This window comes from uncultured Sphingomonas sp. (genome assembly GCF_902806265.1).
GTDB lineage: Bacteria > Pseudomonadota > Alphaproteobacteria > Sphingomonadales > Sphingomonadaceae > Sphingomicrobium.
Genome location: NZ_CADCVZ010000064.1, coordinates 1 through 22,526, shown reverse-complemented (window position 1 = coordinate 22,526; position 22,526 = coordinate 1). Strand labels below are relative to the sequence as shown.

At 68.2% G+C, this 22,526-nt stretch carries 19 protein-coding genes, 1 tRNA gene and 1 pseudogene; 16 read left to right on the top strand and 5 right to left on the bottom strand.

The window, feature by feature from the left end:
- The first annotated feature begins 8 nt into the window (after positions 1-8).
- Positions 9-140 carry an acyloxyacyl hydrolase gene (locus QZX62_RS11915; RefSeq protein ID WP_366926204.1) on the top strand — a complete coding sequence of 44 codons (132 nt, stop codon included), beginning with the start codon at positions 9-11 and terminating at the stop codon, positions 138-140.
- Here the strand turns inward: QZX62_RS11915 and fumC are convergent.
- Positions 137-1,528, bottom strand: a complete 1,392-nt coding sequence (gene fumC / locus QZX62_RS11815) for a class II fumarate hydratase (RefSeq protein ID WP_294174679.1) — start codon at positions 1,526-1,528, stop codon at positions 137-139. The genes QZX62_RS11915 and fumC overlap by 4 nt on opposite strands.
- Positions 1,529-1,806: 278 nt before the next feature.
- Between fumC and QZX62_RS11810 the strand changes: the two genes are divergently transcribed.
- Positions 1,807-2,271, top strand: coding sequence for a M10 family metallopeptidase C-terminal domain-containing protein (locus QZX62_RS11810; RefSeq protein WP_294174681.1), 465 nt, complete (start codon positions 1,807-1,809; stop codon positions 2,269-2,271).
- Positions 2,272-2,378: 107 nt separating this feature from the next.
- Positions 2,379-3,527, top strand: coding sequence for a crosslink repair DNA glycosylase YcaQ family protein (locus QZX62_RS11805; protein WP_294174677.1), 1,149 nt, complete (start codon positions 2,379-2,381; stop codon positions 3,525-3,527).
- A 75-nt stretch (positions 3,528-3,602) separates the two neighbouring features.
- On the opposite strand, the gene QZX62_RS11800 is transcribed toward QZX62_RS11805, so the two are convergent.
- Positions 3,603-4,922 (bottom strand): APC family permease, encoded by a 1,320-nt coding sequence (locus QZX62_RS11800; RefSeq protein WP_294174675.1) that lies wholly within the window; start codon positions 4,920-4,922, stop codon positions 3,603-3,605.
- A 162-nt stretch (positions 4,923-5,084) separates the two neighbouring features.
- On the opposite strand from QZX62_RS11800, the gene QZX62_RS11795 reads away from it, so the two are divergent.
- The 3 genes from QZX62_RS11795 (at position 5,085) to prsR (ending at position 11,203) form a co-directional block, all read left to right on the top strand.
- On the top strand, positions 5,085-7,607 hold the full coding sequence (locus QZX62_RS11795) for a TonB-dependent siderophore receptor (protein WP_294174672.1): 2,523 nt from the start codon (positions 5,085-5,087) through the stop codon (positions 7,605-7,607).
- Between the two features lie 147 nt (positions 7,608-7,754).
- Complete coding sequence (gene prsK / locus QZX62_RS11790; RefSeq protein WP_294174670.1) at positions 7,755-9,830, top strand: XrtA/PEP-CTERM system histidine kinase PrsK; 2,076 nt, start codon at positions 7,755-7,757, stop codon at positions 9,828-9,830.
- Positions 9,827-11,203 carry a PEP-CTERM-box response regulator transcription factor gene (prsR, locus tag QZX62_RS11785; protein ID WP_294174668.1) on the top strand — a complete coding sequence of 459 codons (1,377 nt, stop codon included), beginning with the start codon at positions 9,827-9,829 and terminating at the stop codon, positions 11,201-11,203. The genes prsK and prsR overlap by 4 nt, the downstream gene beginning before the upstream one ends.
- A gap of 39 nt (positions 11,204-11,242) precedes the next feature.
- Here the strand turns inward: prsR and QZX62_RS11780 are convergent, their stop codons facing one another.
- Both QZX62_RS11780 and QZX62_RS11775 read right to left on the bottom strand, forming a co-directional pair.
- Positions 11,243-11,485 carry a hypothetical protein gene (locus tag QZX62_RS11780; protein WP_294174666.1) on the bottom strand — a complete coding sequence of 81 codons (243 nt, stop codon included), beginning with the start codon at positions 11,483-11,485 and terminating at the stop codon, positions 11,243-11,245.
- A gap of 117 nt (positions 11,486-11,602) precedes the next feature.
- A complete protein-coding gene (locus QZX62_RS11775) occupies positions 11,603-13,393 on the bottom strand; it encodes an ATP-binding cassette domain-containing protein (protein WP_294174664.1) in 1,791 nt (596 codons plus the stop codon).
- Between the two features lie 107 nt (positions 13,394-13,500).
- Between QZX62_RS11775 and QZX62_RS11770 the strand changes: the two genes are divergently transcribed.
- The 10 genes and pseudogenes from QZX62_RS11770 to QZX62_RS11910 form a co-directional block, all read left to right on the top strand.
- Positions 13,501-13,800: a hypothetical protein gene (locus tag QZX62_RS11770; protein WP_294174662.1), complete on the top strand. Its 300-nt coding sequence runs from the start codon at positions 13,501-13,503 to the stop codon at positions 13,798-13,800.
- Positions 13,801-13,889: 89 nt separating this feature from the next.
- Complete coding sequence (locus tag QZX62_RS11765) at positions 13,890-14,555, top strand: response regulator transcription factor (protein WP_294174660.1); 666 nt, start codon at positions 13,890-13,892, stop codon at positions 14,553-14,555.
- A gap of 155 nt (positions 14,556-14,710) precedes the next feature.
- Positions 14,711-16,021, top strand: coding sequence for a HAMP domain-containing sensor histidine kinase (locus QZX62_RS11760; protein ID WP_294174659.1), 1,311 nt, complete (start codon positions 14,711-14,713; stop codon positions 16,019-16,021).
- Positions 16,022-16,058: 37 nt separating this feature from the next.
- Positions 16,059-17,072 (top strand): polyprenyl synthetase family protein, encoded by a 1,014-nt coding sequence (locus QZX62_RS11755; protein ID WP_294174657.1) that lies wholly within the window; start codon positions 16,059-16,061, stop codon positions 17,070-17,072.
- Positions 17,073-17,104: 32 nt separating this feature from the next.
- The gene (locus QZX62_RS11750) at positions 17,105-17,545 is read left to right on the top strand and encodes a DUF411 domain-containing protein (RefSeq protein ID WP_294174655.1); all 441 of its coding nucleotides are present in this window, start codon (positions 17,105-17,107) and stop codon (positions 17,543-17,545) included.
- A 144-nt stretch (positions 17,546-17,689) separates the two neighbouring features.
- Positions 17,690-20,167 carry an ATP-dependent helicase HrpB gene (gene hrpB / locus QZX62_RS11745; RefSeq protein WP_294174654.1) on the top strand — a complete coding sequence of 826 codons (2,478 nt, stop codon included), beginning with the start codon at positions 17,690-17,692 and terminating at the stop codon, positions 20,165-20,167.
- A 31-nt stretch (positions 20,168-20,198) separates the two neighbouring features.
- A complete protein-coding gene (locus tag QZX62_RS11740; protein WP_294174653.1) occupies positions 20,199-20,480 on the top strand; it encodes an ETC complex I subunit in 282 nt (93 codons plus the stop codon).
- A 159-nt stretch (positions 20,481-20,639) separates the two neighbouring features.
- Complete coding sequence (gene wecB / locus QZX62_RS11735; RefSeq protein WP_294174652.1) at positions 20,640-21,737, top strand: non-hydrolyzing UDP-N-acetylglucosamine 2-epimerase; 1,098 nt, start codon at positions 20,640-20,642, stop codon at positions 21,735-21,737.
- A 49-nt stretch (positions 21,738-21,786) separates the two neighbouring features.
- Positions 21,787-21,862 (top strand) — tRNA-Glu (locus tag QZX62_RS11730).
- A gap of 99 nt (positions 21,863-21,961) precedes the next feature.
- A pseudogene (locus QZX62_RS11910) lies at positions 21,962-22,081 on the top strand (DUF6538 domain-containing protein); the annotation flags it as partial.
- An 87-nt stretch (positions 22,082-22,168) separates the two neighbouring features.
- Here the strand turns inward: QZX62_RS11910 and QZX62_RS11725 are convergent.
- The coding region (locus tag QZX62_RS11725; RefSeq protein ID WP_294174651.1) for a LysR substrate-binding domain-containing protein at positions 22,169-22,526 on the bottom strand (358 nt) is incomplete at its 5' end.

Sequence of the window (22,526 nt, the reverse complement as noted above, 5' to 3'; positions counted from 1 at the left end):
AAATCGGCGTGGGCGTGCGGATCGGCGAACGTTTGTCGGTGGAGGCGAGCTGGGTGCACCTGAGCCACGCCCGGCTGTTCAGCAGCCAGAATCCCGGGATGGACAGCTTCGGCGTGCGGCTCAACTACCGTTTGCGCTAGCGCCCCAGCAGCGCCTCCGGCCGCACCACCCGGTCGAACGTCTCCGCGTCGATCAGCCCGGACGCGACCGCCGCCTCCCTGAGCGTCAGCCCCTGCTTGTGCGCGGCCTTGGCGATCGCCGCGGCGTTGTCGTAGCCGATCTCGGGCGCGAGGCCGGTGACCAGCATCAGCGATCGGTTCATGAGGTCGGCGATCCGCGCCTCGTCCGGCTTCAGCCCGTCCAGCGCGCGTTCCGTGAAGCTCTCGCACCCGACGCTGAGAAGCTCGATCGATCGGATGACGTTCGCCCCGATCAGCGGCTTGAAGACGTTCAGCTCCATATGACCCTGCAGCCCGCCGACGGTCACCGCGACATGGTTCCCCATCACCTGCGCCGCGACCATGGTCAGCATCTCGGCCTGCGTCGGGTTGACCTTGCCCGGCATGATCGACGACCCCGGCTCGTTTTCCGGCAGCCGGAGCTCGCCGAGACCGCAGCGCGGGCCGGAGCCCAGCAGCCGGATGTCGTTGGCGATCTTGGTTAGCGACACGGCGAGCGTGTTGAGAACCCCCGACAGTTCGACCAGCGTGTCGTGGCTCGCCAGCGCCTCGAACTTGTTGGGCGCGGTGACGAAGGGGATGCGGGTGAGGTTCGCGATCTCCGCCGCGAACGCCTCGCCGAATCCCTTGGGCGCGTTGAGCCCCGTCCCGACCGCGGTGCCGCCCTGCGCCAGCCGGTGCAGCCTCGGCAGCACGGCCTCCACCCGGTCGATCCCGTCCGCGATCTGCTGCGCGTAGCCGGAGAACTCCTGCCCCAGCGTCAGCGGCGTCGCGTCCTGGAGGTGCGTGCGCCCGATCTTGATGATGCGGTCCCATTCCGCGGCCTGCGCGTCCAGCCGCTCGCGGACGATCCGCAGCGCGGGCAGAAGCCGGCCGTGCACCGCGATCGCCGCCGCGACGTGCAGCGCGGTCGGGAAGCTGTCGTTGGACGATTGCCCCATGTTGACGTGGTCGTTCGGGTGGACAGGCGTCTTTCCCCCCCGCGTTCCCGCCAGCGCCTCGTTGGCGCGGCCCGCGATCACCTCGTTGGCGTTCATGTTGGTCTGCGTGCCCGATCCCGTCTGCCAGATGACGAGCGGGAACTGATCGTCCATGCCGCCGCCCGCGACCTCCGCCGCCGCCTGTCCGATCGCCTCCGCGAGGCTCGGGTCGAGCCCGCCGATCCGCGCGTTCACCCGCGCCGCCGCCTGCTTCACATATCCCAGCGCATGGACGATCTCGACCGGCATCGCCTCGCGCGGGCCGAACGGGAAATTCGCGATCGACCGCGCGGTCTGCGCCCCCCAGTATCGGTCGGCGGGAACTTCGATGGGGCCGAAGCTGTCGGTCTCGGTGCGGGTGTCGGTCATATAAACCTCGTCATCCCGGCGAAGGCCGGGATCTCAGCGGGTGAAAGATGCGGTCTGTGAAGCTCCCTGAGATCCCGGCCTCCGCCGGGATGACGTCGGGGGTGGTTAACACCGTCTGCGACTCCTAGATCGTTCTAGTGACCACCATCGACCGTTTCGCCGAAGAAAAGTCCGCCTACACCGTCCGCGGCGCGGGTTCCGCGCCGGACCTGGAGACCGGCTGCGCCGCGATCCGCAACGTGCTGAAGACGCTGCCGGCCCGTCCCGGCGTGTACCGCATGCAGGATGCGAGCGGCGACGTTCTCGTCAACATCGAGAACATCACTGGCAGTGGCCACAACGACATTCTGCGTGGCGATAGCGCGGCGAATGTCATCAACGGTGCCAACGGCCAGGACGTTCTGTTGGGCGGCAACGGTGCCGATACCCTCACCGGCGGCGCCGGCAACGACCGATTCGTCTTCGAGAGCGCAGCCAGTGCCAATGGCGACAAGGTCAGCGACTTCGCACTTGGCGATAAGCTGGACTTCCGCTCGATCGACCCGTCCGCATCAACGACTGGGGATCAGGCATTCACCTGGCTGGACACGGGCGGCTTCACGGGTTCGGCAGGTCAGCTTCGTGAGTATAACTCCAATGGCGTCCACTACGTCGCCGGTGACATGAACGGCGACAAAGTGGCTGATTTCACGATACAGGTGCTCGGCAAGTCCGACTTGAATTCGGCCGACTTCCTTTTCTAGACTTCGGGAAGCTCGGCGGCCTGTTCCGCCGAGCTTTCGCTCTCGCAGCTGGGATCAGTGCACTATGATCGAAATCCGTACTCAGCGCACATAAGCCCCCGAAGGGAATGGCACTCGAACGGATCGGCTTGCCGCTAGCGCGACGCATCGCGCTCGCAGCTCAAGGCTTCGGTGCCAAGCGACCGAATGCGCCCGGCCAAGTCCACCTCCGTCGCACACTGGACAGGCTGCACCTGTTTCAGATCGACAGCGTCAACGTGCTCGCTCGCGCGCACTACCTCCCTGCATACTCGCGCTTGGGCGGCTATGATCGTGTCGAGCTGGATCGGATCGCCTGGGGTCCGCAGCGCGGACAGCGGCGATTGTTCGAGTATTGGGCGCACGAGGCGTCCTTGCTGCCGTTCCACCTTTATCCCTTGCTCCGGTGGCGGATGGCGCAGGCCGATCGTGGCGCGGCGGGTTGGAGCCGGATGCGGCTATACGCGACGGAGCGGCGTACCGAAGCTATGGCGGTGCTCGAACGTATCCGGAGCGAAGGTCCACTGGCAGCGTCGGACTTCGAGGCACATAAGGGCCACTCCGGCTGGTGGGAGTGGAGCGACACCAAACGCACCCTGGAGTGGCTGTTCTGGGCCGGTCACATCACCACCGCCGCCCGCCGCGGCAGCTTCGAGCGGGTCTACGATCTGACCGAGCGCGTCATCCCCGAGGCTGTGCTAGCACAACCGACGCCCGCTGACGCCGAGGCCCACCGAGCGCTCATCGAGCATGCCGCCACCGCTCACGGCATCGCTACCGGCAGCGATCTGCGAGACTACTTCCGCCTCTCACCCGCACAAGCGGGGCCGGCGATCGAGGCACTAGCCGAGGAAGGCGTGCTTATCGCCGTCGACGTACCCGGCTGGCGCCAAGCCTGGCTGCACCGCGATGCGCGCCGCCCACGCCGGGTCGAGGCGCAGGCCCTGCTATCTCCCTTCGATCCGCTGGTTTGGACGCGTGCCCGCACCGAGCGGCTGTTCGGCTTCCGGTATCGGATCGAGATCTACGTTCCGGCCGAGAAGCGGCAACACGGCTATTATGTGCTGCCGTTTCTCCTTGGCGATCAGCTCGTCGCGCGCGTCGATCTGAAGGCCGACCGGCAAGCCCGAAGGCTGATCGTGCAATCGATCCACCTAGAGCCAAACGCACCCGATCACACTCACGTGGCCTTGCAAGCCGAGTTGCAGAGCATGGCAGGCTGGCTGGCGCTCAACTGACCGGCCGCCGCATCGAGCTGTGTCTGCTTCGCGCCCTTTTGTGTCGGAAGGGGATAGCTGGCGACTGGAAGGGCCTCACTGTTCTACTCGTTTGTAGCGGTACTGGCCCGACCGCATGCACAATCGAACCAATAAACCGAACGCCAGTATGCCGAAGCTCAGGGCGCAGCCGGTCCACCCGACGTAGGCCACACTTGACCAGAGAACGTAGGCGCAGCCGGTCACGAAGATCAGCGGGACAAGAGGATAAAGTGGCACCGTGTAGGGGCGCTCAGCAGTTGGCCGAATCCGGCGGAGGCGGATCAGGGCGACGCCGGTGAGCGCAAGGAAGAGCCAGTAGACGGGCGCCATATAGTTGACCATCGCGGCGAAGCCGGTTCCCTGCCACGCTCCCCAGCAGACCAGCAGCAGCGAAACCAGCCCTTGCGCGAGCACGGCCGTGGTGGGGACATGGCGGCGGCTGTCCCAAGTGGCGAGACGCTGCAGGCTAGGCTCGTCCTCGGCGGCGGCATAGAGCGTTCGGCCACCGACGATCATCAGGGCATTGAGAATGGCAAGGGCGGCAACGGTGACCGCGACGACCATCAGCGTCTCCCCGACTGGACTGAAGGCGAGCGCCATCGCATCCGCGGCCGGCGCATCGCTATCCGCCAGCCGGGCAGGCCCGAGCGCCCGGAGGTAACCCCAGTTCGCCAGGAGGTAGAGGGCGGTGACTACGCCCATGCCGCCGATCAGCGCGCGGGTCATCTGGCGGGCCGTGCGCACCTCGGAGGAGAGCGTCGCACTGTCGTTGAAGCCGCCGTACGCAAGCATGACGAAGACCAGAGCAGCGCCAAGATTGAACTCCGGCTCGCCAATCGGAACGCCAGGCGCGGCCGGGACATGGCCGGACAGGAGCAGGCTGGTGCCGGCGGCGCCGATTGCCAGCAGCGCCGATACGCTGGTTGCGACCAGGGCGACCTGCGTCCGGGCGCTGGTTCGAAGGCCGCGCAGATTGAGTGCCGTGAGCGAGATGATCAGGGCGGCCGCCAGCAAGGCCCGGGTAGCAGGGCTCATGGGCAGCAGCTGCGCGATGTAGTCGGTCGCAACGAACGCCAACATCGCGGCCGAAGCGGTGAATATGACGGCGAAACGAGACCAGGCGAACACCCATGCGACCGTGCTGCCGAATGCTTCGCGCAGGAAGCGGTAGTCGCCACCCGGGTGCGGGAAGGCGGTGGTGAGCTCGGCATAGACGAACGCTCCGGCCAGCGCGAACACGCCGCCAAGCGTCCAGGCGAGCATCACCCAAAAAGGTGCGGAAAGATTTGTAGCGACCTCCGCAGCACTGCGGAAGATGCCGGCACCCACCACCATGCCCACCACGACCGAGGACGTTTGCCATGTCCCCAGCACCTTTCGTGCAATATCTTTGCTTTCAACACCGTTCAAACGACCATCCTGTTCTAGCGTTGAGGTGCGATGAAGCCTGTGTTGGAAGAAAGTTGCGCATCGGCTTGTAGCAGGCCGCGGCGGAGATTAGCTAGTCGCATCGGCGAACGCAGGGGACCTCAAGCCATGTCACGCAGCATCTCTTCGCTATGGGCCTCCACGGGACTGGCCTTGTTCGCATTCCAGGCCATTCCGGCGGAGGCGCAGACCAGCCCAACCCAGCAGCCTGCAGCTCCAGCCGAACAGCCGGGCGAGGCCGAGGAGGCAAGTCCGATCGTGGTGACCGGCACGCGTGGGGCAACGCGGACGGTGCTCGACAGCCCGGTGCCGATTGACGTGCTGTCCGAAGAGGATGTTGTTCAGGCGGCGACCGTTGGGGAGACCGCGCAGGCGCTGCAGAACCTCACGCCATCATTGAACTTCCCGCGTCAATCCAACTCGGGTGCGGGCGACGCGGTGCGTGCGGCGCAGCTCCGCGGCCTGTCGCCGGATCAAACATTGGTGCTGGTCAACGGCCGTCGCTACCATCCGACCTCGACGCCCAACCTGGACACGAAGATCGGGCGGGGCACGACGCCGGTGGACCTCAACACCGTTCCGGTGAATGCGATCGGCCGGGTCGAAGTGCTTCGCGATGGTGCGGGAGCCCAGTACGGCTCGGACGCGATCGCGGGCGTAATCAACATCGGCCTGGATCGCGTGCGGGAAGGCGGCTCGATTGGCTTCAGCTACGGCCTGAACCTGACGGAGCCGGGCGTCATCGACGACACGCTGCGCGATGGAAGAACCGCCGTGCTCGATGCCAAGATCGGCACCGGCCTCGGGGATGGCGGTTTTCTGTCAGTCGGCGCCGATTACATTTGGCAGCAGGGCACCAACCGTGCAGGCTTCGATCAGGGCGGCCAGTTCCTGACCAACGGCACCTACAGCGACCCGCGTAACGCGCAGTTCTTCGGACGTCGGCTGTTCAAGGTCGGCGACCCGCGCGTACGCAGCGGCCACCTGTGGTACAATGCGGAACTTCCTGCGGGCAATGTCACCTTGTACAGCTTCGGCATCGGCCATCAGCGCAAGGCCCAAGGCGCGAACTTCTTACGCTGGCCGGTGATCGTCGACGGCAACGGAAACGATTACCTGCCGCCCTCACAGCCCGGCGGACTGGAGGGCTTCCGGCCCGTCAGCCTCGTGCGCAACCGTGACCTTTCGCTGACCGGTGGAGCGCGAACGGAGACCGGCGGGTGGACGCTGGACGGAAGCCTGACCTACGGCCGCAACGCTATCCGCTACCGGCTGCGGGACTCGGTGAACTACTCGCTTGGAGCGGACAGCCCCAACCGCTTCCTCCTGTCTAGGGTTCGGTCGGATCAGGCCGCCCTGAACGTCGATGCAAGCCGCCGCCTCGACCTGGGGTTGGCCGCTGCCGCAACCCTTGCCGGCGGCGCCGAGTATCGCCGCGAGAGCTGGAAATCCTCGCCCGGCGATCCGGCCTCCTACGCGGTGGGGCCCTTGGCCGATCCCGCCAGCCTTGGACTGCAGCCGGGTGCCCAGGCAGGGCCCGGACTCACTCCCGAAGACGCGCGCGACATCGATCGCAACGTCCTGGCGGCTTATGCCGAGCTGTCCGCCGAACTCACGCCGACCGTGTTCGCCGACATCGCCGGCCGGGTGGAGCGCTACTCGGATGCCGGCACCAGCGCTGCTGGCAAGGCGGCTCTGCGCTGGGAGTTCGTGCCCGGCTACGCGGTCCGCGGATCGGTCTCCAACAGCTTCCGGGCGCCCGCCTTAGGGCAGCTGGGGGCCTCCTCCACCACGCTGACGTTCGGCGAAGGTGGCCAGCTTCGCCGGGTCAGCACCCTGCCGGTCGACAGCGCCGCCGCCCGCGCTCTGGGCATCGGCGACCTCGAACCCGAGAAGAGCTTCAACCTGTCGGCCGGGATCACGGCAACGCCAATCCGCGGCCTGCGCTTGTCACTCGATGCCTTTCGGATCCTGGTGGACGAGCGGATCACCCTGTCCGAGCGGTTCGACCTGACCGGCCTCACGCCGGCTCAGCGCACCGCGCTCGGCCTGACCACCTTCGATGCCATCAACTTCTTCACCGACGCGGTCGACCTGAAGACGCGGGGCATTGAGGCCGTTGCCGATTACCGCACAAGAGCCTGGGGCGGGGCGCTCGGCCTGAACGCTGCCTACAGCTATGCCAAGAACGGCATCCGGGGGGTAGCCACCCCGCCGAGCAAACTGGCCGAGTCCGGCATTCCTGGTGGCCTGATCGGCTTGGAGGAAAGCAACACGCTGACCACCGCCGTCCCCAGGAGCAAGCTGATTGTGGGCGCGGACTGGAACAGCGACCGGCTCGATGGGCTGGTCCGGGTGACGCGCTACGGCAGCGTAACCCGGGTGTTCGACTTCGGCGGCGGCTTCACCCCCATTCAGCGCAACCCGGCGCAATGGTCGGCCGACGCGGAAGTGGGATACCGCCTGCTCGGAAAATTTCATCTGGCGGTTGGAGCCAACAACCTGTTCGACAATTACCCGGATCCCTCGATCCCTGACATCAACGGCGCGGGCAATCTGGCCTACGATGTTCTGTCACCCATCGGCATCAACGGTCGCTTCATTTACGCTCGAACGCGAGCCGATTTTTAGGAAGCTGCAGGAAGGCAGACGGGCCCGCGTCGGCCCGCCCGCCTTCTAGCCCCTCCCCTAAAGGGAGCGGAGGGCTACGTTCACCCAATCTTTGTAAATTCTACCGACACTCTCCGTGATGTCGGCGGACCTTACACAAACTAGAGCATGATCGCGCTGCTCGCCTTCTGGAGCCATGCACTGGCGGCGCTGCTGTTCGCGGCCCTGCTGGTTTGGCAGCTGCGGCACGGCGCCCGGAGCGTCGAGCAACGCCTGCTGCTCGCCGGCCTGCTGCTGACCGCGATCTGGACCTGGCTCCTGGCGATCGTGCCCGGGTCGATGCTGATCGACCATGCTGAGACCGCGCGCAACCTCCTGTGGATCGCGCTGCTCTACGCCCTGTCCGGCGCGGGGCGGGAGGCGAGCGAGCGGCTGCGCGGCGTCGGGCTGGTCTATGCCGCGGTGGCCGCGGTGCTCGGGCTGCAGCTGGTCGCCGACACTCTGGCGGTTGTGGTGGCTCCCGGCCGGGGTACCGAAACGCTGCACCTCACCGCGGCCCTGCTGCGCGTCACAGCGGCCGCGGGCGCCCTAGTGCTGGTGCACAATCTTTATGGGCAGGCCGCCCCGGCGAGCCGGTCGTCCATCCGGCTGGTCACCCTCGCGCTGGCGCTGACCTGGTTCTACGACCTCAATCTTTATACGCTGGCGCACCTCCATGTGGCGGACCAGGCGTTGGCGGCGGCTCGCGGGGGCGCGATCGCCTTGACCGTTCCCCTGTTCGCGCTGGGCGGGCAGTGGCGCGAGGGGTGGCAGCTGCGCTTGTCGCGCGCGGCGACCTTTCAGTCGCTCTCCCTGCTGGCGATCTGTTCCTATTTCGCGCTGATGGCGATCCTGGCCACGGCCCTGGGCGGCAGCGGTGAGTGGTGGACTCGCGCGCTGGCGGTGGCCCTGCTCGCCGCGATGACGATGGCGGCGCTGGTCCTGCTGCCCTCGCCCAGGGCGCGCGGCTGGCTCAGGGTCAAGGTGGCCAAGCACCTGTTCGAGCACCGCTACGACTACCGGACCGAGTGGCTGCGGTTCGCCGGCACCCTGGGCCGCAGCGGAGCCGAGGCCCCGCCCCTGTCCGAGCGCATCGTCAAGGCCTTCGCTGAGATCCTCGAAGCGCCGGCCGGCCTGCTGCTGACCGCGGACGAGGCCGGGCAGGTCGAGGTGGCGGCCAGGTGGAACTGGGCTGGCCGCCTGCCCGCGCTCGGCGCTCCCGCACCGCTGCGGGCGCTGTGGTCCGCCCTGGCCGGCGAAGGGCGGGTGCTGGAGTTCGACGCGCATCGCCACGGCTGGGGTCATCCGAGCGACCTGGCCCTGCCCGTTCCGCCCGCCCTGCTGGAGGACCAGGCGCTCTGGACCGGCATCCCGCTGGTGCATGGAGAGCGGCTGGTCGGACTGGTGCTGCTCGCCGCCCCGGACAGCCGGCGACCGCTGGACTGGGAGGACTTCGACCTGCTGCGGACCGCAGGACGGCAGGCGGCATCCAGCCTGGCCGAAGCGCACGGCCAGCAGGCGCTGATGAACGCGCAGCGGTTCGAGGAATTCAACCGCCGCTTTGCCTTCATCCTCCACGACATCAAGAACCTGGTCAGCCAATTGTCGCTGCTCACCCGCAATGCCGAGCGCCACGCCGACAACCCCGAGTTCCGAGCCGACATGATCGCGACGCTGCAAGGCTCAGTCGGCAAGATGAACGAGCTGCTCGCGCGGTTGTCGCCGCAGGCACGCGCGGCCGATAGCCGGCCGATGGCGAACTTCTCGCTGCTGCCGCTGCTCACCTCGGCCATCGCCGCCAAGCGCCGCGCGCACGAGATTCGCTTGCTTGGACAGGCGACGGCCGAAGTCGTCGGAGACCCCGCAGCCTTGGAGCAGGCGCTCGCTCACCTGCTGCAGAATGCGGTGGATGCGAGCCCGGCCGACCATCCGGTGACCGTGCGCGTGCTGGCCGGTCCAGGCGGGGTTTCGATCGAGATCGCCGACCGCGGCTGCGGAATGGATGGAGAGTTCATCCGCTCGCGCCTGTTCCAACCGTTCGCCTCGACCAAGCTGGGCGGGTTCGGCATCGGCGCTTTTGAAGCCCGCGCGCTGGTCCGCGGCATGGGCGGCGAGCTCGGCGTCGACAGCCAGCCCGGCGGGGGCACCCGCTTCACCATTCACCTGCCCGCCGCTCAAGCGGCCGAACACAGAAAGAGCGCATGACCGACACCGCCGCCTCCGACCTCCCCGTGCTGCTGATCGTCGAGGACGACGAGGGGCTGCAGCGCCAGCTCAAATGGGCCTACGACGGCTACCGGGTGGTGATTGCCGGCACCCGCGCGTCCGCGTTGGAGGCGGTGCGGCTGCACGAGCCGGCCGTGATCACGCTGGACCTCGGCCTGCCGCCCGACCCCGACGGCACGAGCGAAGGCTTTGCGGTGCTGCGCGAAACGCTCGCGCTCAAGCCCGACGCCAAGGTGATCGTCGCGTCGGGGCACGGTGCGCGGAACAGCGCACTGGAGGCGATCGCGCTGGGGGCTTACGACTTCTACGCCAAGCCGGTGGACATCGACGCCCTCGGCCTGATCGTCGCGCGCGCGTTCCACCTCCACGGCATCGAAGCGGAGAACCGGCGCCTATTGGAGGTCGGCGGCGAGGGCTCGACGGTGCTGGGCTCCATCATCTCGGCCTCGCCTGAGATGCTCAAGGTCGCGCGGACGGTCGAGCGGGTCGCGGGGGCCGACGTCTCGGTCATGCTGCTGGGTGCCAGCGGCACCGGCAAGGAGCTGCTCGCCCGCGCGGTGCATGAGAAGAGCCCGCGCACTGGGGGCGAGTTCGTCGCGATCAACTGCGCGGCGATCCCCGAGAACCTGCTGGAGGCCGAGCTGTTCGGCTTCGAACGGGGCGCCTTCACGGGCGCGATCAAGACCACGCCCGGCAAGATCGAGCAGGCGCAGGGCGGGACCCTGTTCCTGGACGAAATCGGCGACGTGCCCTTGCCGCTCCAGGTCAAGCTACTGCGCTTCCTTCAGGAGCGGGTGATCGAGCGGATCGGCGGGCGGCAGCCGATCGCGGTGGACACGCGGATCGTCTGCGCGACTCACCAGGACCTGGACGCGATGTGCGCCGGCGGGCGGTTCCGCGAGGACCTCTACTATCGCCTGGCCGAGATCGTGATTCGCATCCCGAGTCTTTCCGAGCGGCCGGGCGACGCCCTGCTGCTCGCCCGCCACTTCGTCCGCCGCTTCGCCCGCCAGCTTAAGTCCCCGGTCACCGGCCTCGCGCCCGACGCGGTGGCGGCGATCGATGCCCATGGCTGGCCCGGCAACGTCCGCGAGCTGGAGAACCGCATCAAGCGCGCGGTGATCATGGCCGACGGCAAGCTGGTCGCCGCGGCCGACCTCGACCTGCGCGGCTCGGAGCCGGCGGACACCGCCGCCATCAACCTTCGCGCGGCGCGTGAGCAGACCGACCGCCGCGCCATCCACCAGGCGCTGGTTCGCAGCGAGCACAACATCTCGGCTGCCGCCCGGCTGCTGGGGATCAGCCGGCCGACGCTGTACGACCTGATGAAGCAGTATCAGCTGGGCGGGTGACGCGGTCGGACTGCCGCGCCCCGCTGTTTGACATAGCTGCTAGCGGAGGGACCGGATCCGCATGAACCACAGGATCGCGGCCACTGCCTGCAGCGCCAGCAGTACCTGCAATGCCAGCGCGACCGCCGGATCGTCCGAGTAGAGCGCCGCGCCGAAATCGAGCGCGGCCAGAAGCAGCAGCAAGCCGCCGTCGCGCTTGTCCTCAGGGGTAAAACTCGAAATTATGAAGAAACCGACTACCAGCCAGGCGGATGCCGCCAGGAGCCCCTCGACCTTCAACATGGTTCTTCCTCCGGTAAACTGCTCCCTACGCGCAGAGTACCTAAACGACGGTTCCTACAAAGCTTATTAATGGGAAATTAACAAGCCGGAAATGTCGTTGGCACGACTTTAAATGCCTTATCGCTGCAATCCCTCCGCCAGCTCGGCCACTTCCAACCAACGCAGCTCGGCCGCTTCCTTGTCGGCGCGGTGCCCCGCGATGCGCTGCATCAGCGCGGCGAACTTGGCAGGGTCGCGGGTGTAGAGTTCGGAATCGGCAAGCGCCGCCTCGTCCGTCGCGATCGCTGCTTCGATCTGCTCGATCTCACTGAGCAGGCGATCGAGGTCGCGCTGGTCCTTGTAGGACAGCTTGGCCGCGGCCCGGGGCGGCGACGGCTCGGCCGCTGACGACCCTTTCTGCGCCGGCTTGGGCAGCGAACGCGCCGCTTCCTTCCGTCGCCGCGCCCAGTCCTCGTAGCCGCCAGCGACCACGTCGACCTTGCCCGATCCGTCCAGCCCAAGCGTGACCGTCACCGTGCGGTCGAGAAAGTCGCGGTCGTGGCTGACGATCAGCACGGTGCCTTCATAGTCGGCGATGACCTCCTGCAGCAGGTCCAGCGTCTCCAAATCCAGGTCGTTGGTCGGCTCGTCCAGCACCAGCAGGTTGGCATCGCGGGCGAACTCGCGGGCCAGCAGCAGGCGCGAGCGCTCGCCGCCCGACAACGAGCCAACCGGTGCATCAGTCATCGAAGGATCGAACAGGAACTCCTTGAGGTAGCCCTTGATGTGCTTCTTGACGCCGCGGACCTCAATCCAGTCGCCGCCGTCCGCCAGCACGTCGCGCACCCGCTTGTCCGGCGCCATCAGCTTGCGCTGCTGATCGATGACGATACCGGACAGGGTCTTGGCGAGCGTCACCCGGCCTCCACCCGGCGGCAGCTCGCCGGTGAGCAGCTTCAAGAGCGTCGTCTTGCCGGCGCCGTTGGCACCGACGATGCCGATCCGGTCGCCCCGCTGCACGCGCAGGGTGAAATCGCGAATGACCGTGCGCTCGCCAAAGGCCTTGGTGACATGCTCCGCGTCGATCACCGTCTTGGTCTTGGCATCGTCCTTGGCCAGCCCGAGCTTGGCCACACCCGGACCGCCGATCATCGCCGCGCGATGCGCCCGCAGCTCGTGCAGCTTGGCGAGCCGCCCCTGATTACGGCGCCGGCGCGCGGTGACCCCGCGCTGTAGCCAGTGCAGCTCGAGCTTCAGCTTGGCGTCGAGCTTCTCGGCCGCGCGCGCTTCCTCCTCGTACACCCGCTCAGTCCAGGCATCGAAGCCGCCAAACCCGATCTCCGCCCGCCGGAGCGTACCGCGGTCCAGCCAGATGCAGCTTCTGGTCAGGCGGGCGAGGAAAGTGCGATCGTGGCTGATCACCACGAAAGCGCCGGGAAAGCGGCCCAGCCAATCCTCCAGCCAGTCGATCGCCGCCAGGTCGAGGTGGTTGGTCGGCTCGTCCAGCAGCAGGACGTCCGGCTTCTGCGCCAGCGCCCGGACGATCGCCGCACGCCGCCGCTCGCCCCCGCTCGCGGTGGCGGTTTCGCGCCCGAGATCGATGCCCAGCTGGCCGGCGATCGCGGCCGCCTCGTATGGCACAGGCGCATCGTTCCCGGCGAGCACCCATTCCTCCAGGGTCCGGTGTCCGGCCATGTCGGGATCCTGCTCCAGCAGAACCACCCGCTTGCCCGGCACTATCGTCCGGCGGCCTTCGTCCGTCTCGATGAGGTCGCCCAAGCACTTCAGCAGCGTGGTCTTGCCCGCGCCGTTGCGGCCGATGAGCGCCAGCCGGTCGCGGGGCGCGATGTGCAGGTCGATGCCGCGGAACAGCCAGCCTCCACCCTGCTGCAGTCCGAGGTCTTCATAGGAAAGGATGGGAGCGGCCATGGGGCGGCCCCTTAGCGGCGCTCGGGCGCTTCGTCACCGCCGCCGACGCGTGGAACGTTCACCAAACATTCAATGGCTTATGCTACTGAGCGTTCAAGAGAGTCGCAATGAGCCTGTTTCGTACCGCCTTGTCCGCCGCGCTTGCCGTTGGCCTGCTTGCCACACCCGCCTTGGCCGATCGTCGGCCGCGCGATCAGGATCGTGCGTTTCAGGCCTTTCGCGAGGGCCGCTCCATGCCGCTGCCCAAGATCGAACGGCGCGTTGTGCCGTTCATGGGCGGGGCCGACTATCTCGGGCCTGAACTGCGCGGGGACACCTACCGGCTGAAGTTCATGCGCGGCGGCCGGGTGATTTGGGTCGACGTGGACGCGGCGACCGGCCGGATCATCGGCCGTTCGGGCGACTGACCTTCCATCCAGGCGCGACTTCGTTGCGTTCAAGCAACCGTTCAGCTTTGCGCGGGTTGAAGGTTGCAACATGAACGAGGGAAGAAGCCATGCGCGTGCTGATCGTCGAGGATGAACCGAACCTAGGGCGGCAGTTGCGCTCGACGTTGGAAGGCGCGGGCTACGCGGTCGACCTCGCGACCGACGGCGAGGACGGGCACTATCTCGGCTCGACTGAAAGCTACGACGCGGTGGTGCTTGACCTCGGCCTGCCGGAGGTGGACGGGCTGACGGTGCTCGACCGGTGGCGCAAGGAAGGTCGGCGCATGCCGGTGCTGGTGCTGACCGCGCGCGACAGCTGGTCGGACAAGGTCGCCGGATTGGACGCGGGCGCCGACGACTATCTCGCCAAGCCGTTCCAGACCGAAGAGCTGATCGCCCGCCTGCGCGCGCTGATCCGCCGCGCGTCGGGCAACGCCAGCTCCGAGCTGATCGCAGGCGACATCCGCCTCGACACGCGTTCGGGCAAGGTCACCAAGGCGGGCGAGCCGGTGAAGCTCACCGCGCAGGAGTACAAGCTCCTGTCCTACCTGATGCACCACAAGGGCAAGGTAGTCAGCCGAACCGAGCTGATCGAGCACATCTATGACCAGGACTTCGACCGCGATTCCAACACCATCGAAGTGTTCGTGACCCGCATTCGCAAGAAGCTTGGCGCCGACGTGATCACCACCATCCGCGGCCTCGGCTACAGCCTGGAGGATCTGGCCGCTTGAACACCCAAGCCCCGGCTGTTGCCGCGGGCGGTAACAAAAGCGGAGCCCCGACGCTTGTCGAGGGCGACAGCCCAACGCGCCCGGCAGTAGCCGCGGGCTCCGCAGCAGCCGCGGGCCGTCGCAGGACCCGAGGCACCGGGTCGCTGACCCAGCGCATGATCGTGGTCGCGGGGCTGTGGATCACGATCCTGCTGCTGGGCGGCGGCTTCGCGCTCGATCGGGTGCTGACCCGTTCCATCGTCCGCAACTTCGACGCGCAGCTCGAGGTGGTGCTGAAGTCGATGATCCGGTCTTCCGAAATCGGGCCGATCGGCGAGGTCAGCTTCAACCGTCCGCCGGCGGACCAGCGCTTCATCGAGCCCTATTCTGGAGTCTATTTCCAGATCTCGGGCGTGGGCGCCGACGTCTTCCCGTCCCGCTCGCTGTGGGACCGGAGACTGCAGGTCCAGGACAGCGGCAATCTTATCTACCCTAGATTTTACAACAGCACCGAGTTCCCGGATGAGCCCTTGCGGGTGATCGAGCGCGACGTGCAGTTGTCCGGGTCGGACGTACGCTGGCGCTTCCAGGTCGCCCAGAACCGCGGCGAACTCGACCAGCAGATCAAGGATCTCCGGACCACCCTCATCTGGAGTTTCGTCGTGCTGGGGGTGGGCCTGACCATCCTCGCGGCGTTGCAGACGGTCTACGGACTGTGGCCGCTCCGCCGCGTGCGCAAGGAAGTGGTCGCCATCCGCTCGGGCGGCAAGACCCGCATCCCCGACGATTACCCCGACGAAATCCGCCCGCTGACCGACGAGCTCAACCAGCTGCTCGCCCACAACGAGGCGCAGGCGGAGGAAGCGCGGCGGCATGCCGGCAACCTCGCCCATGCGCTCAAGACCCCACTGACGGTCATCACCAACGCCGCCACCGCCGAAGCGCCCGACCTGTCGGACACGGTATGCCGCGAGGCCACCACCATGCGCCGCCAGGTCGACCACCACCTCGCCCGCGCCCGCGCCATCGGTCGCCGCGCCTCGGCGCAGGCGCGCGCCTCGGTGTGGGAAAGCCTGCAGGCGGTCCAGCGCGCGGTCGAGCGGATGTACGAGGAGGTCACGGTGGACATCGCCGGCGACAAAGCCGTGGACGTGCGGGTCGAGCGCCAGGACCTCGACGAGATGCTCGGCAACCTGGTCGAGAACGCCGCCAAATACGGCAACGGTCGGGTGTTCGTCACCGTCGAGAAGCGCGGCGACGGTCGGGCCGACATCCTAATCGAGGACGACGGCCCCGGCATCCCCGCCCAACAGCGCGCCGAGCTGTTCACCCGCGGCAAGCGGCTGGACACCACCGGCAAGCCCGGCACCGGGCTGGGGCTGGCGATCGTGCGGGACGTGGCGGAAATCTACGGCGGCACGGTCACGCTGGAAGAGAGCGAGGACCTGGGCGGCCTACTCGCCCGGCTGACGCTGCCGGCTGGGTGAGCTTGCCCCCACCACCGTCCGCGCCTACTTCGCGCGCGTGACCGCGTCCCTTCATCCGCTCAATCCCCGCCGAGCCCCCTCGCTTGAGCCGATGCTGCAGCTCACCGCCGCAGACATGAACGCGGTCAACGCCGTGGTCCTCGACCGCATGCAGTCCGAAGTGGTGCTCATCCCCGAGCTCGCCGGCCACCTGATCGCGGGCGGGGGCAAACGGATGCGGCCGATGCTGACCTGCGCCTCGGCCGCGCTGTGCGACTATCCCGGCACCCGCCACCACAAGCTCGCGGCGGCGGTGGAGTTCATCCACACCGCGACTCTGCTCCACGACGATGTGGTCGACGGCAGCGGCACCCGCCGCGGCAAGCGCACCGCCAACCTCATCTGGGGCAATCCGGCGAGCGTGCTGGTCGGCGATTTCCTCTTCTCGCGCGCCTTCGAGCTAATGGTCGAGGACGGCTCGCTCAAGGTGCTGCGCATCCTCAGCCATGCTTCGGCGGTGATCGCGGAGGGCGAGGTCGATCAGCTCACCGCCCAGCGCCAGATCGGCACGGACGAGGACAAGTATCTCCGCATCATCAGCGCCAAGACCGCCGCCCTGTTCGCCGCCGCCTGCCGCATCGCGCCGGTGGTGGCCGAAGCCGGCGAGGAGGCGGAGCTGGCGCTGGAGGCCTACGGCCGCAATCTCGGCATCGCCTTCCAGCTGGTGGACGATGCGATCGACTATACCAGCTCGGCCGCGACCAGCGGCAAGGACCGCGGCGACGACTTCCGCGACGGCAAGATGACCCTGCCGATCATCCTCGCCTACGCCCGCGGCTCGGAACACGACCGCTGCTTCTGGCGCGAAGCGATCGGCGGCGACCGGGTGGGCGACGACGACCTGACGCACGCCGTTCGCCTGTTGCGGAGCACGGAAGCGATCAGCGACACGCTGGAACGCGCCCGCCAATACGCCCGCCGCGCGCTGGATGCGCTGGCAAGGTTTCCGTCGAGCAAGGCCAAGGCCGCGCTGACCGAAGCGGTCGAGTTCGCGGTGGCGCGCGCGTACTGAGCCGTTCATCTTCAATAATTTAAGAAACGCGCATGACCATTCGGAAGACGCTCTTCGGCGCCCTCGCCTTCGCCGCCCTGTCGCTAGGCTCCGCCGCCCATGCCGCCTCCATGACGATGTTCAAGTCGCCTAGCTGCGGCTGCTGCGGCAAGTGGGTCGAGCATGTCGAAAAGCACGGCTTTACCGTGAAGACGGTTGCGACGGAGGACATGACGGCTGTCAAGCAGCGCCTCAAGGTGCCGGCGAACCTAGCTAGCTGCCATACAACGGTGGTTGGCGGCTATGTGGTCGAGGGCCATGTCCCTGCCGCCGACATCAAGCGCCTGCTCGCAACCAAGCCAAAGGCCCGCGGCATCGCGGTCGCCGGCATGCCGATGGGCTCACCCGGCATGGAGCACGCAAACCATCGCGAGCCGTACCAGACCATGCTGATTGGCACCAATGGCAAGGCGAGCCTTTTCGCCCGCCACTAGCCAGACCCTTTCTCAGCCACGGCATGAGGCCTGACGCACCGGCCTGTCCGACCCGTCCGCGATCTGCCACAAGCGCCGCATGACCGCGCCATTGCGTCCGGCCGCTAGCTCCCAGGTCCTGCCGCTACCCGACCGTGACATCCGATGAGAGGCGCCGAGTTCCCTATCCACGCCGTCCTCCCGGACCTGCTCGCCACCTTGCGCGCGGGCCCGCGGGCGCTGCTGATCGCGCCGCCGGGTGCGGGCAAGACCACGGCGGTCGCCCCTGCCCTCCTCCCCGAGCCCTGGTGCGACGAGCAGGTGCTCTTGCTGGTTCCCCGCCGCCTCGCCGCGCGCGCTGCCGCGGAGTATATGGCACGGCAGCTCGGCGAAGAGCCCGGCGCGACGATCGGCTACCAGACCCGCCTCGACAGCCGCGCCGGCACCGGCACGCGGGTGATCGCCATGACCCACGGCGTGTTCCTGTCGCGGCTGCAGGCCGACCCGGAGCTGGCGGGCGTGTCCGCAGTGCTATTCGACGAGATGCATGAGCGCAGCCTCGACAACGATCTCGCGCTCGCCCTAACGCTGGACGCCGCCGACGGCCTTCGCCCCGACCTGCGGCTGCTCGGCATGTCCGCCACGCTCGACGGGGAGCGGTTCGGGCGGCTGCTCGGCGAGCCGCCGCGGATCGAGAGCGAGGGCCGGAGCTTCCCGCTCACCCTTCATCACCTCGGCCGCGATCCCGCGGCCCGGATCGAGCCGCAGGTCGCCGCCGCCTGTCGCCGCGCGTTGGCCGAGCACGAGGGCTCGCTCCTCGCCTTCCTGCCCGGCGTCGCCGAGATCGAGCGCACCGCCGACGCGCTCGGCGCGTTGCCGCCCGGCGTCATCCTCCACCGCCTGCACGGCGCGGTAGACCCGCGCGAGCAGCGCGCCGCGCTTGCCCCGCCCTCGCCCGGCACCCGCAAGCTGGTGCTCGCCACCAGCATCGCCGAGACCAGCGTCACTCTGGAGGACGTGGCGATCGTGGTCGACAGCGGCCTCGCCCGCCGCCCGCGCTACGATCGCGGCGCCGGCCTCACCCGCCTCGTCACCGAGCGCGCCAGCCGCGCCGCGGCGACCCAGCGCGCCGGTCGCGCGGCTCGCCAGCGGCCCGGCGTCGCCATCCGCCTGTGGGAGGAGGCCGCGACCGCCTCGCTGCCCGCGCACGATCCGCCGGAGATCCTTGAAGCCGACCTGTCCAGCTTGGCCCTCGCCTGCCTGCTGTGGGGCGCGCCCAACCCCGCCGCCCTGCCCTTCCTCGACCCGCCGCCCGCCGCCGCGCTGGCCGAAGCGCGCGAGCGGCTGCAGACATTGGGCGCGATCGACGAGGACGGCCGCGTGACCGACCACGGCCGCGCCATCGCCCGGCTGCCACTGGAGCCCCGGTTGGCCCACATGCTGGTAGAAGCGAGTACCCGCGGCTTCGGCGACGCCGCGGCGCAGGCCGCCGCCCTGCTGACCGAGCGGGGGCTGGGCGGCAACGACGCCGACCTAGAGGTGCGCTGGCGGCGGTGGATGGCCGATCGCGGCCCGCGGGCAGAAGGGGCGCGGCGCCTGGCTAGGAGGTGGGCGGCAAACGCGACCCCTTCTCCACGCTCGCCTCAGGCGCGTCGACCCTCCTCCTCGCGGGAAGAGGGTTTGGCCAACTCCGTCGCCCTCGCCTTCCCCGACCGCCTGTCCCGCCGCCGCGACCCGTCCGGGGAGCATTGGCAGAGCGTCGGCGGGCGCGGCTTCCGGCTCGACACTGCGTCCCCGCTCGCCCGCGCCCAATGGCTGGCAGTGGCCGAGGTCGCCGGAGCGGCGTCGGGCGCGCGCATCCTGTCCGCCGCGGCCATTGACGAGGCCGACGTCCTCGCGCTGTTCGGCGACGGCGTCGAAACCCGTCACGACGGCGCCTTCGATCCGGCGACCGGTGCCGTAACGCCCACCCGCAGCCGCCGGCTCGGCGCCATCCGCCTGTCGAGCGGACCCGATCCGAGCCCCGCCGCGCAGGGCATTGCGCAGGCGCTGCTCGACGGCGTGCGCGAGCATGGCCTGCAGCTGCTCCCGTGGAGCGAGCGGACGCAGCAGCTCCGCGCCCGTGCCGCCTTCGCCGCCCGCCACGACCCGGCGATGCCCGCGCTCAGCGATGAAGAGCTGCTCGCTTGCCTGGACGATTGGCTTCCGCCGCTCCTCGCCGGTAAGCGCCGCCTGGCAGACGTCGCGCCGGCGGCGCTCGGCGACGGGCTCGACGATCTCCTGGGCTATCCGGCCAGCCGCCGCGTCGACCAGCTCGCGCCCGCCGAGTTCGTCTCCCCGGCCGGCGGCCGTCACCCGATCGACTACACGGCGCCCGCCGGTCCATCGGTCGAAGTCCGCGCCCAGGCGCTGTACGGCCTCAACGCGCACCCGATGCTGGCCGGCGGCCGCGTGCCGCTGACCCTCGCCATCACCTCGCCGGCCGGCCGGCCGATCCAGACCAGCCGGGACCTGCCGAGCTTCTGGGCGGGCTCGTGGCGCGAGGTCGCCAAGGAGATGCGTGGCCGCTACCCCAAGCACCCCTGGCCGGACGATCCCGCCGCCGCCCCTCCCACTCTGCGCACCAAGCGCGCGTCCGCTTGATTTGCGCAGGCAGCTGCGCCACTTCGCGCTCATGACCACCGCGCGCATCATCGAAAGCGACCGCAAGACGACCTCGTCCGGCCGGGCCAAGGTCGGCAAGTGGACGCTGGAGTTCGAGAGCTCCGACCCGCAGCATCATGACCCGCTGATGGGCTGGGTCGGCGGCGGGGACACCAAGGCTCAGGTGCGCCTGGCGTTCGTCACCAAGGACGAGGCGGTCGCCTATGCCGAGAAGCACGGCTTTCACTATCACGTGGTGCCGGCGCCGCCCGTCAAGCTGAAGCTCCAGGCGTACGCGGACAACTTCCGCTAGGGTGCGTGACTCCGCTGCAACAGGCGGTTGGGTTCCCGTTTCGGGACAGATTTCAAGCATTGCTTCAGCTTGCGGACGTGCGCGACGGGCGACAAATGTTTCGGCGCCGGATCGCTCCAATTTGGAGCAATCATTCTGCGCGCATCCCCTGTCCTCGCAGTGGTCGGCACTCGGCATGAGGCCATCAAGACGGCCCCGGTGCTTCATGCCCTGCATGCCCGCGGCCTTGGACCCGGCCTGATCCTCACCGGCCAGCATCCGCTGCTCGACCTTGCCGCGTACGGGCTCGACCGCTTTCCGCATCACCGCCTCCAATGTCCCGGGCGGACCGACCCGCAAGCGCACGCTGAGGAGGTCGCGGCAGCGGTCGCGCCGCTGCTCGAGCGGACGACCGAGCTGTTAATCGTCCAGGGCGATACTTCCAGCGCGCTCGGCGGAGCGCTGGCCGGTTTCCGCCAGGGGGTTCCGGTCGCGCATGTCGAAGCGGGCCTCAGGACCTTCGATCCCGCCTTGCCCTGGCCCGAGGAGGACAACCGGATGGCGATCGACCGCGCGGCGGCCCTACTGTTCGCGCCCACGGAGGTCAGCGCGGCCAACCTTCGGGCGCAAGCTGCGCCCGGCGAGATCCACGTCACAAGCAACACCGGCATCGACGCGCTGCGCTCGCTGCTCGGGCGAGTGCCGCTGCCCCGGCTCAGTTCGGTGAACGAGCGGCCGCGCCTGCTGGTCACCTGCCATCGGCGCGAGAACTGGGGCGAGAACTTCTTGCCGATCGCCGAAGCCCTGCTCCACTTGGAAGCCGGCACCGGGCTGCAGATAGACGTGGTGCTGCCGCCCAACGCGACGGTGGCGGCGGGGATGCGCGAGCTGCTGGCGGGCCGCTTCGGCATCCGGCTGCTCTCGCCGCTGGATCAGGGGGCAATGCTGGCTGCCATGCGCTCGGCGACCATCCTGCTCAGCGACAGCGGCGGCGTGCAGGAAGAGGCGCCGGCACTCGGCGTTCCCCTGCTGGTGCTGCGCGGCAAGACCGAGCGGCCCCAAGGCGTGACCAGCGGCAACATGCGGTTGGTCGGCAACGACCGCGACCGCATCGTGACGGAAGTGCAGCGGCTGCTGACCGACCAGGACGCCTATACGGCCATGGCTCAGCCGCGTCTGCCCTATGGCGACGGCCACGCCGCGGAGCGCATCCCCGCCGCCATCGTGAGCTGGCTGGGCCGCGGGGCTGAGGAGGAGGAGGAGCGGCTCACCGCCTGATTGACGAACGGCCGACCCCCCGCCATATGCGCGCCTCACCTGCTTGCACGGCCCCTTCGTCTAGCGGTCTAGGACGTCGCCCTCTCACGGCGAAAACACGGGTTCGAGTCCCGTAGGGGTCACCAGTTCCAGCTGTTCTCCAAATAGAACAGCGAAGTGCTGGCAAATCAACGCTTCCTTCACCGCCCGGTGGTACGAAACGGTGGTACGAAGTGAGGCGAAGAATGACCCATTCCCACAAGCATCCGAAGAGCAAGTTTGAGTACTTCCGGATGGATGTGCCCAAGCACCTGGTGCCGCTGGTCGGCAAAACGACCTGGCGTTTCTCACTGGGCACGACGGATCCGAACCTCTCCGCCATCAAACGTGCGGGATGGACCGCGCATTACAAGACCGAGATTGTTCGACTGAACGGCCTTCTCGCCGACAAGTCACTTCAGGACAGCCGAGACTTGGTGAGCCGCGCGCTCGATTTCCTTGCCGTCCGCATGGGGTCGATGGATGGTGCCATCCGCGCGAACCTCCTTCTGATTACCCATCAGGCGAGGCATTCGTGGGGTGACGACCACGCGCGTGAAGCCGACTGGGACCTTAGGTCGCCAGCCGATGCAGATGTGGTCGACCAGCTCCCGCGGATGAGCGGGCGCCCCGTACCTGGCGAGGTAATCCGGTGATATGACGGTCACCTGACGCTGCTCGGCAGAAACCGGAATTGCGATCATGTCCTGGTCGATCGCCTCGCCAAGCCTCACGCCGGCGTCATAGCCCTCGCGGACGATGTCGAACTCG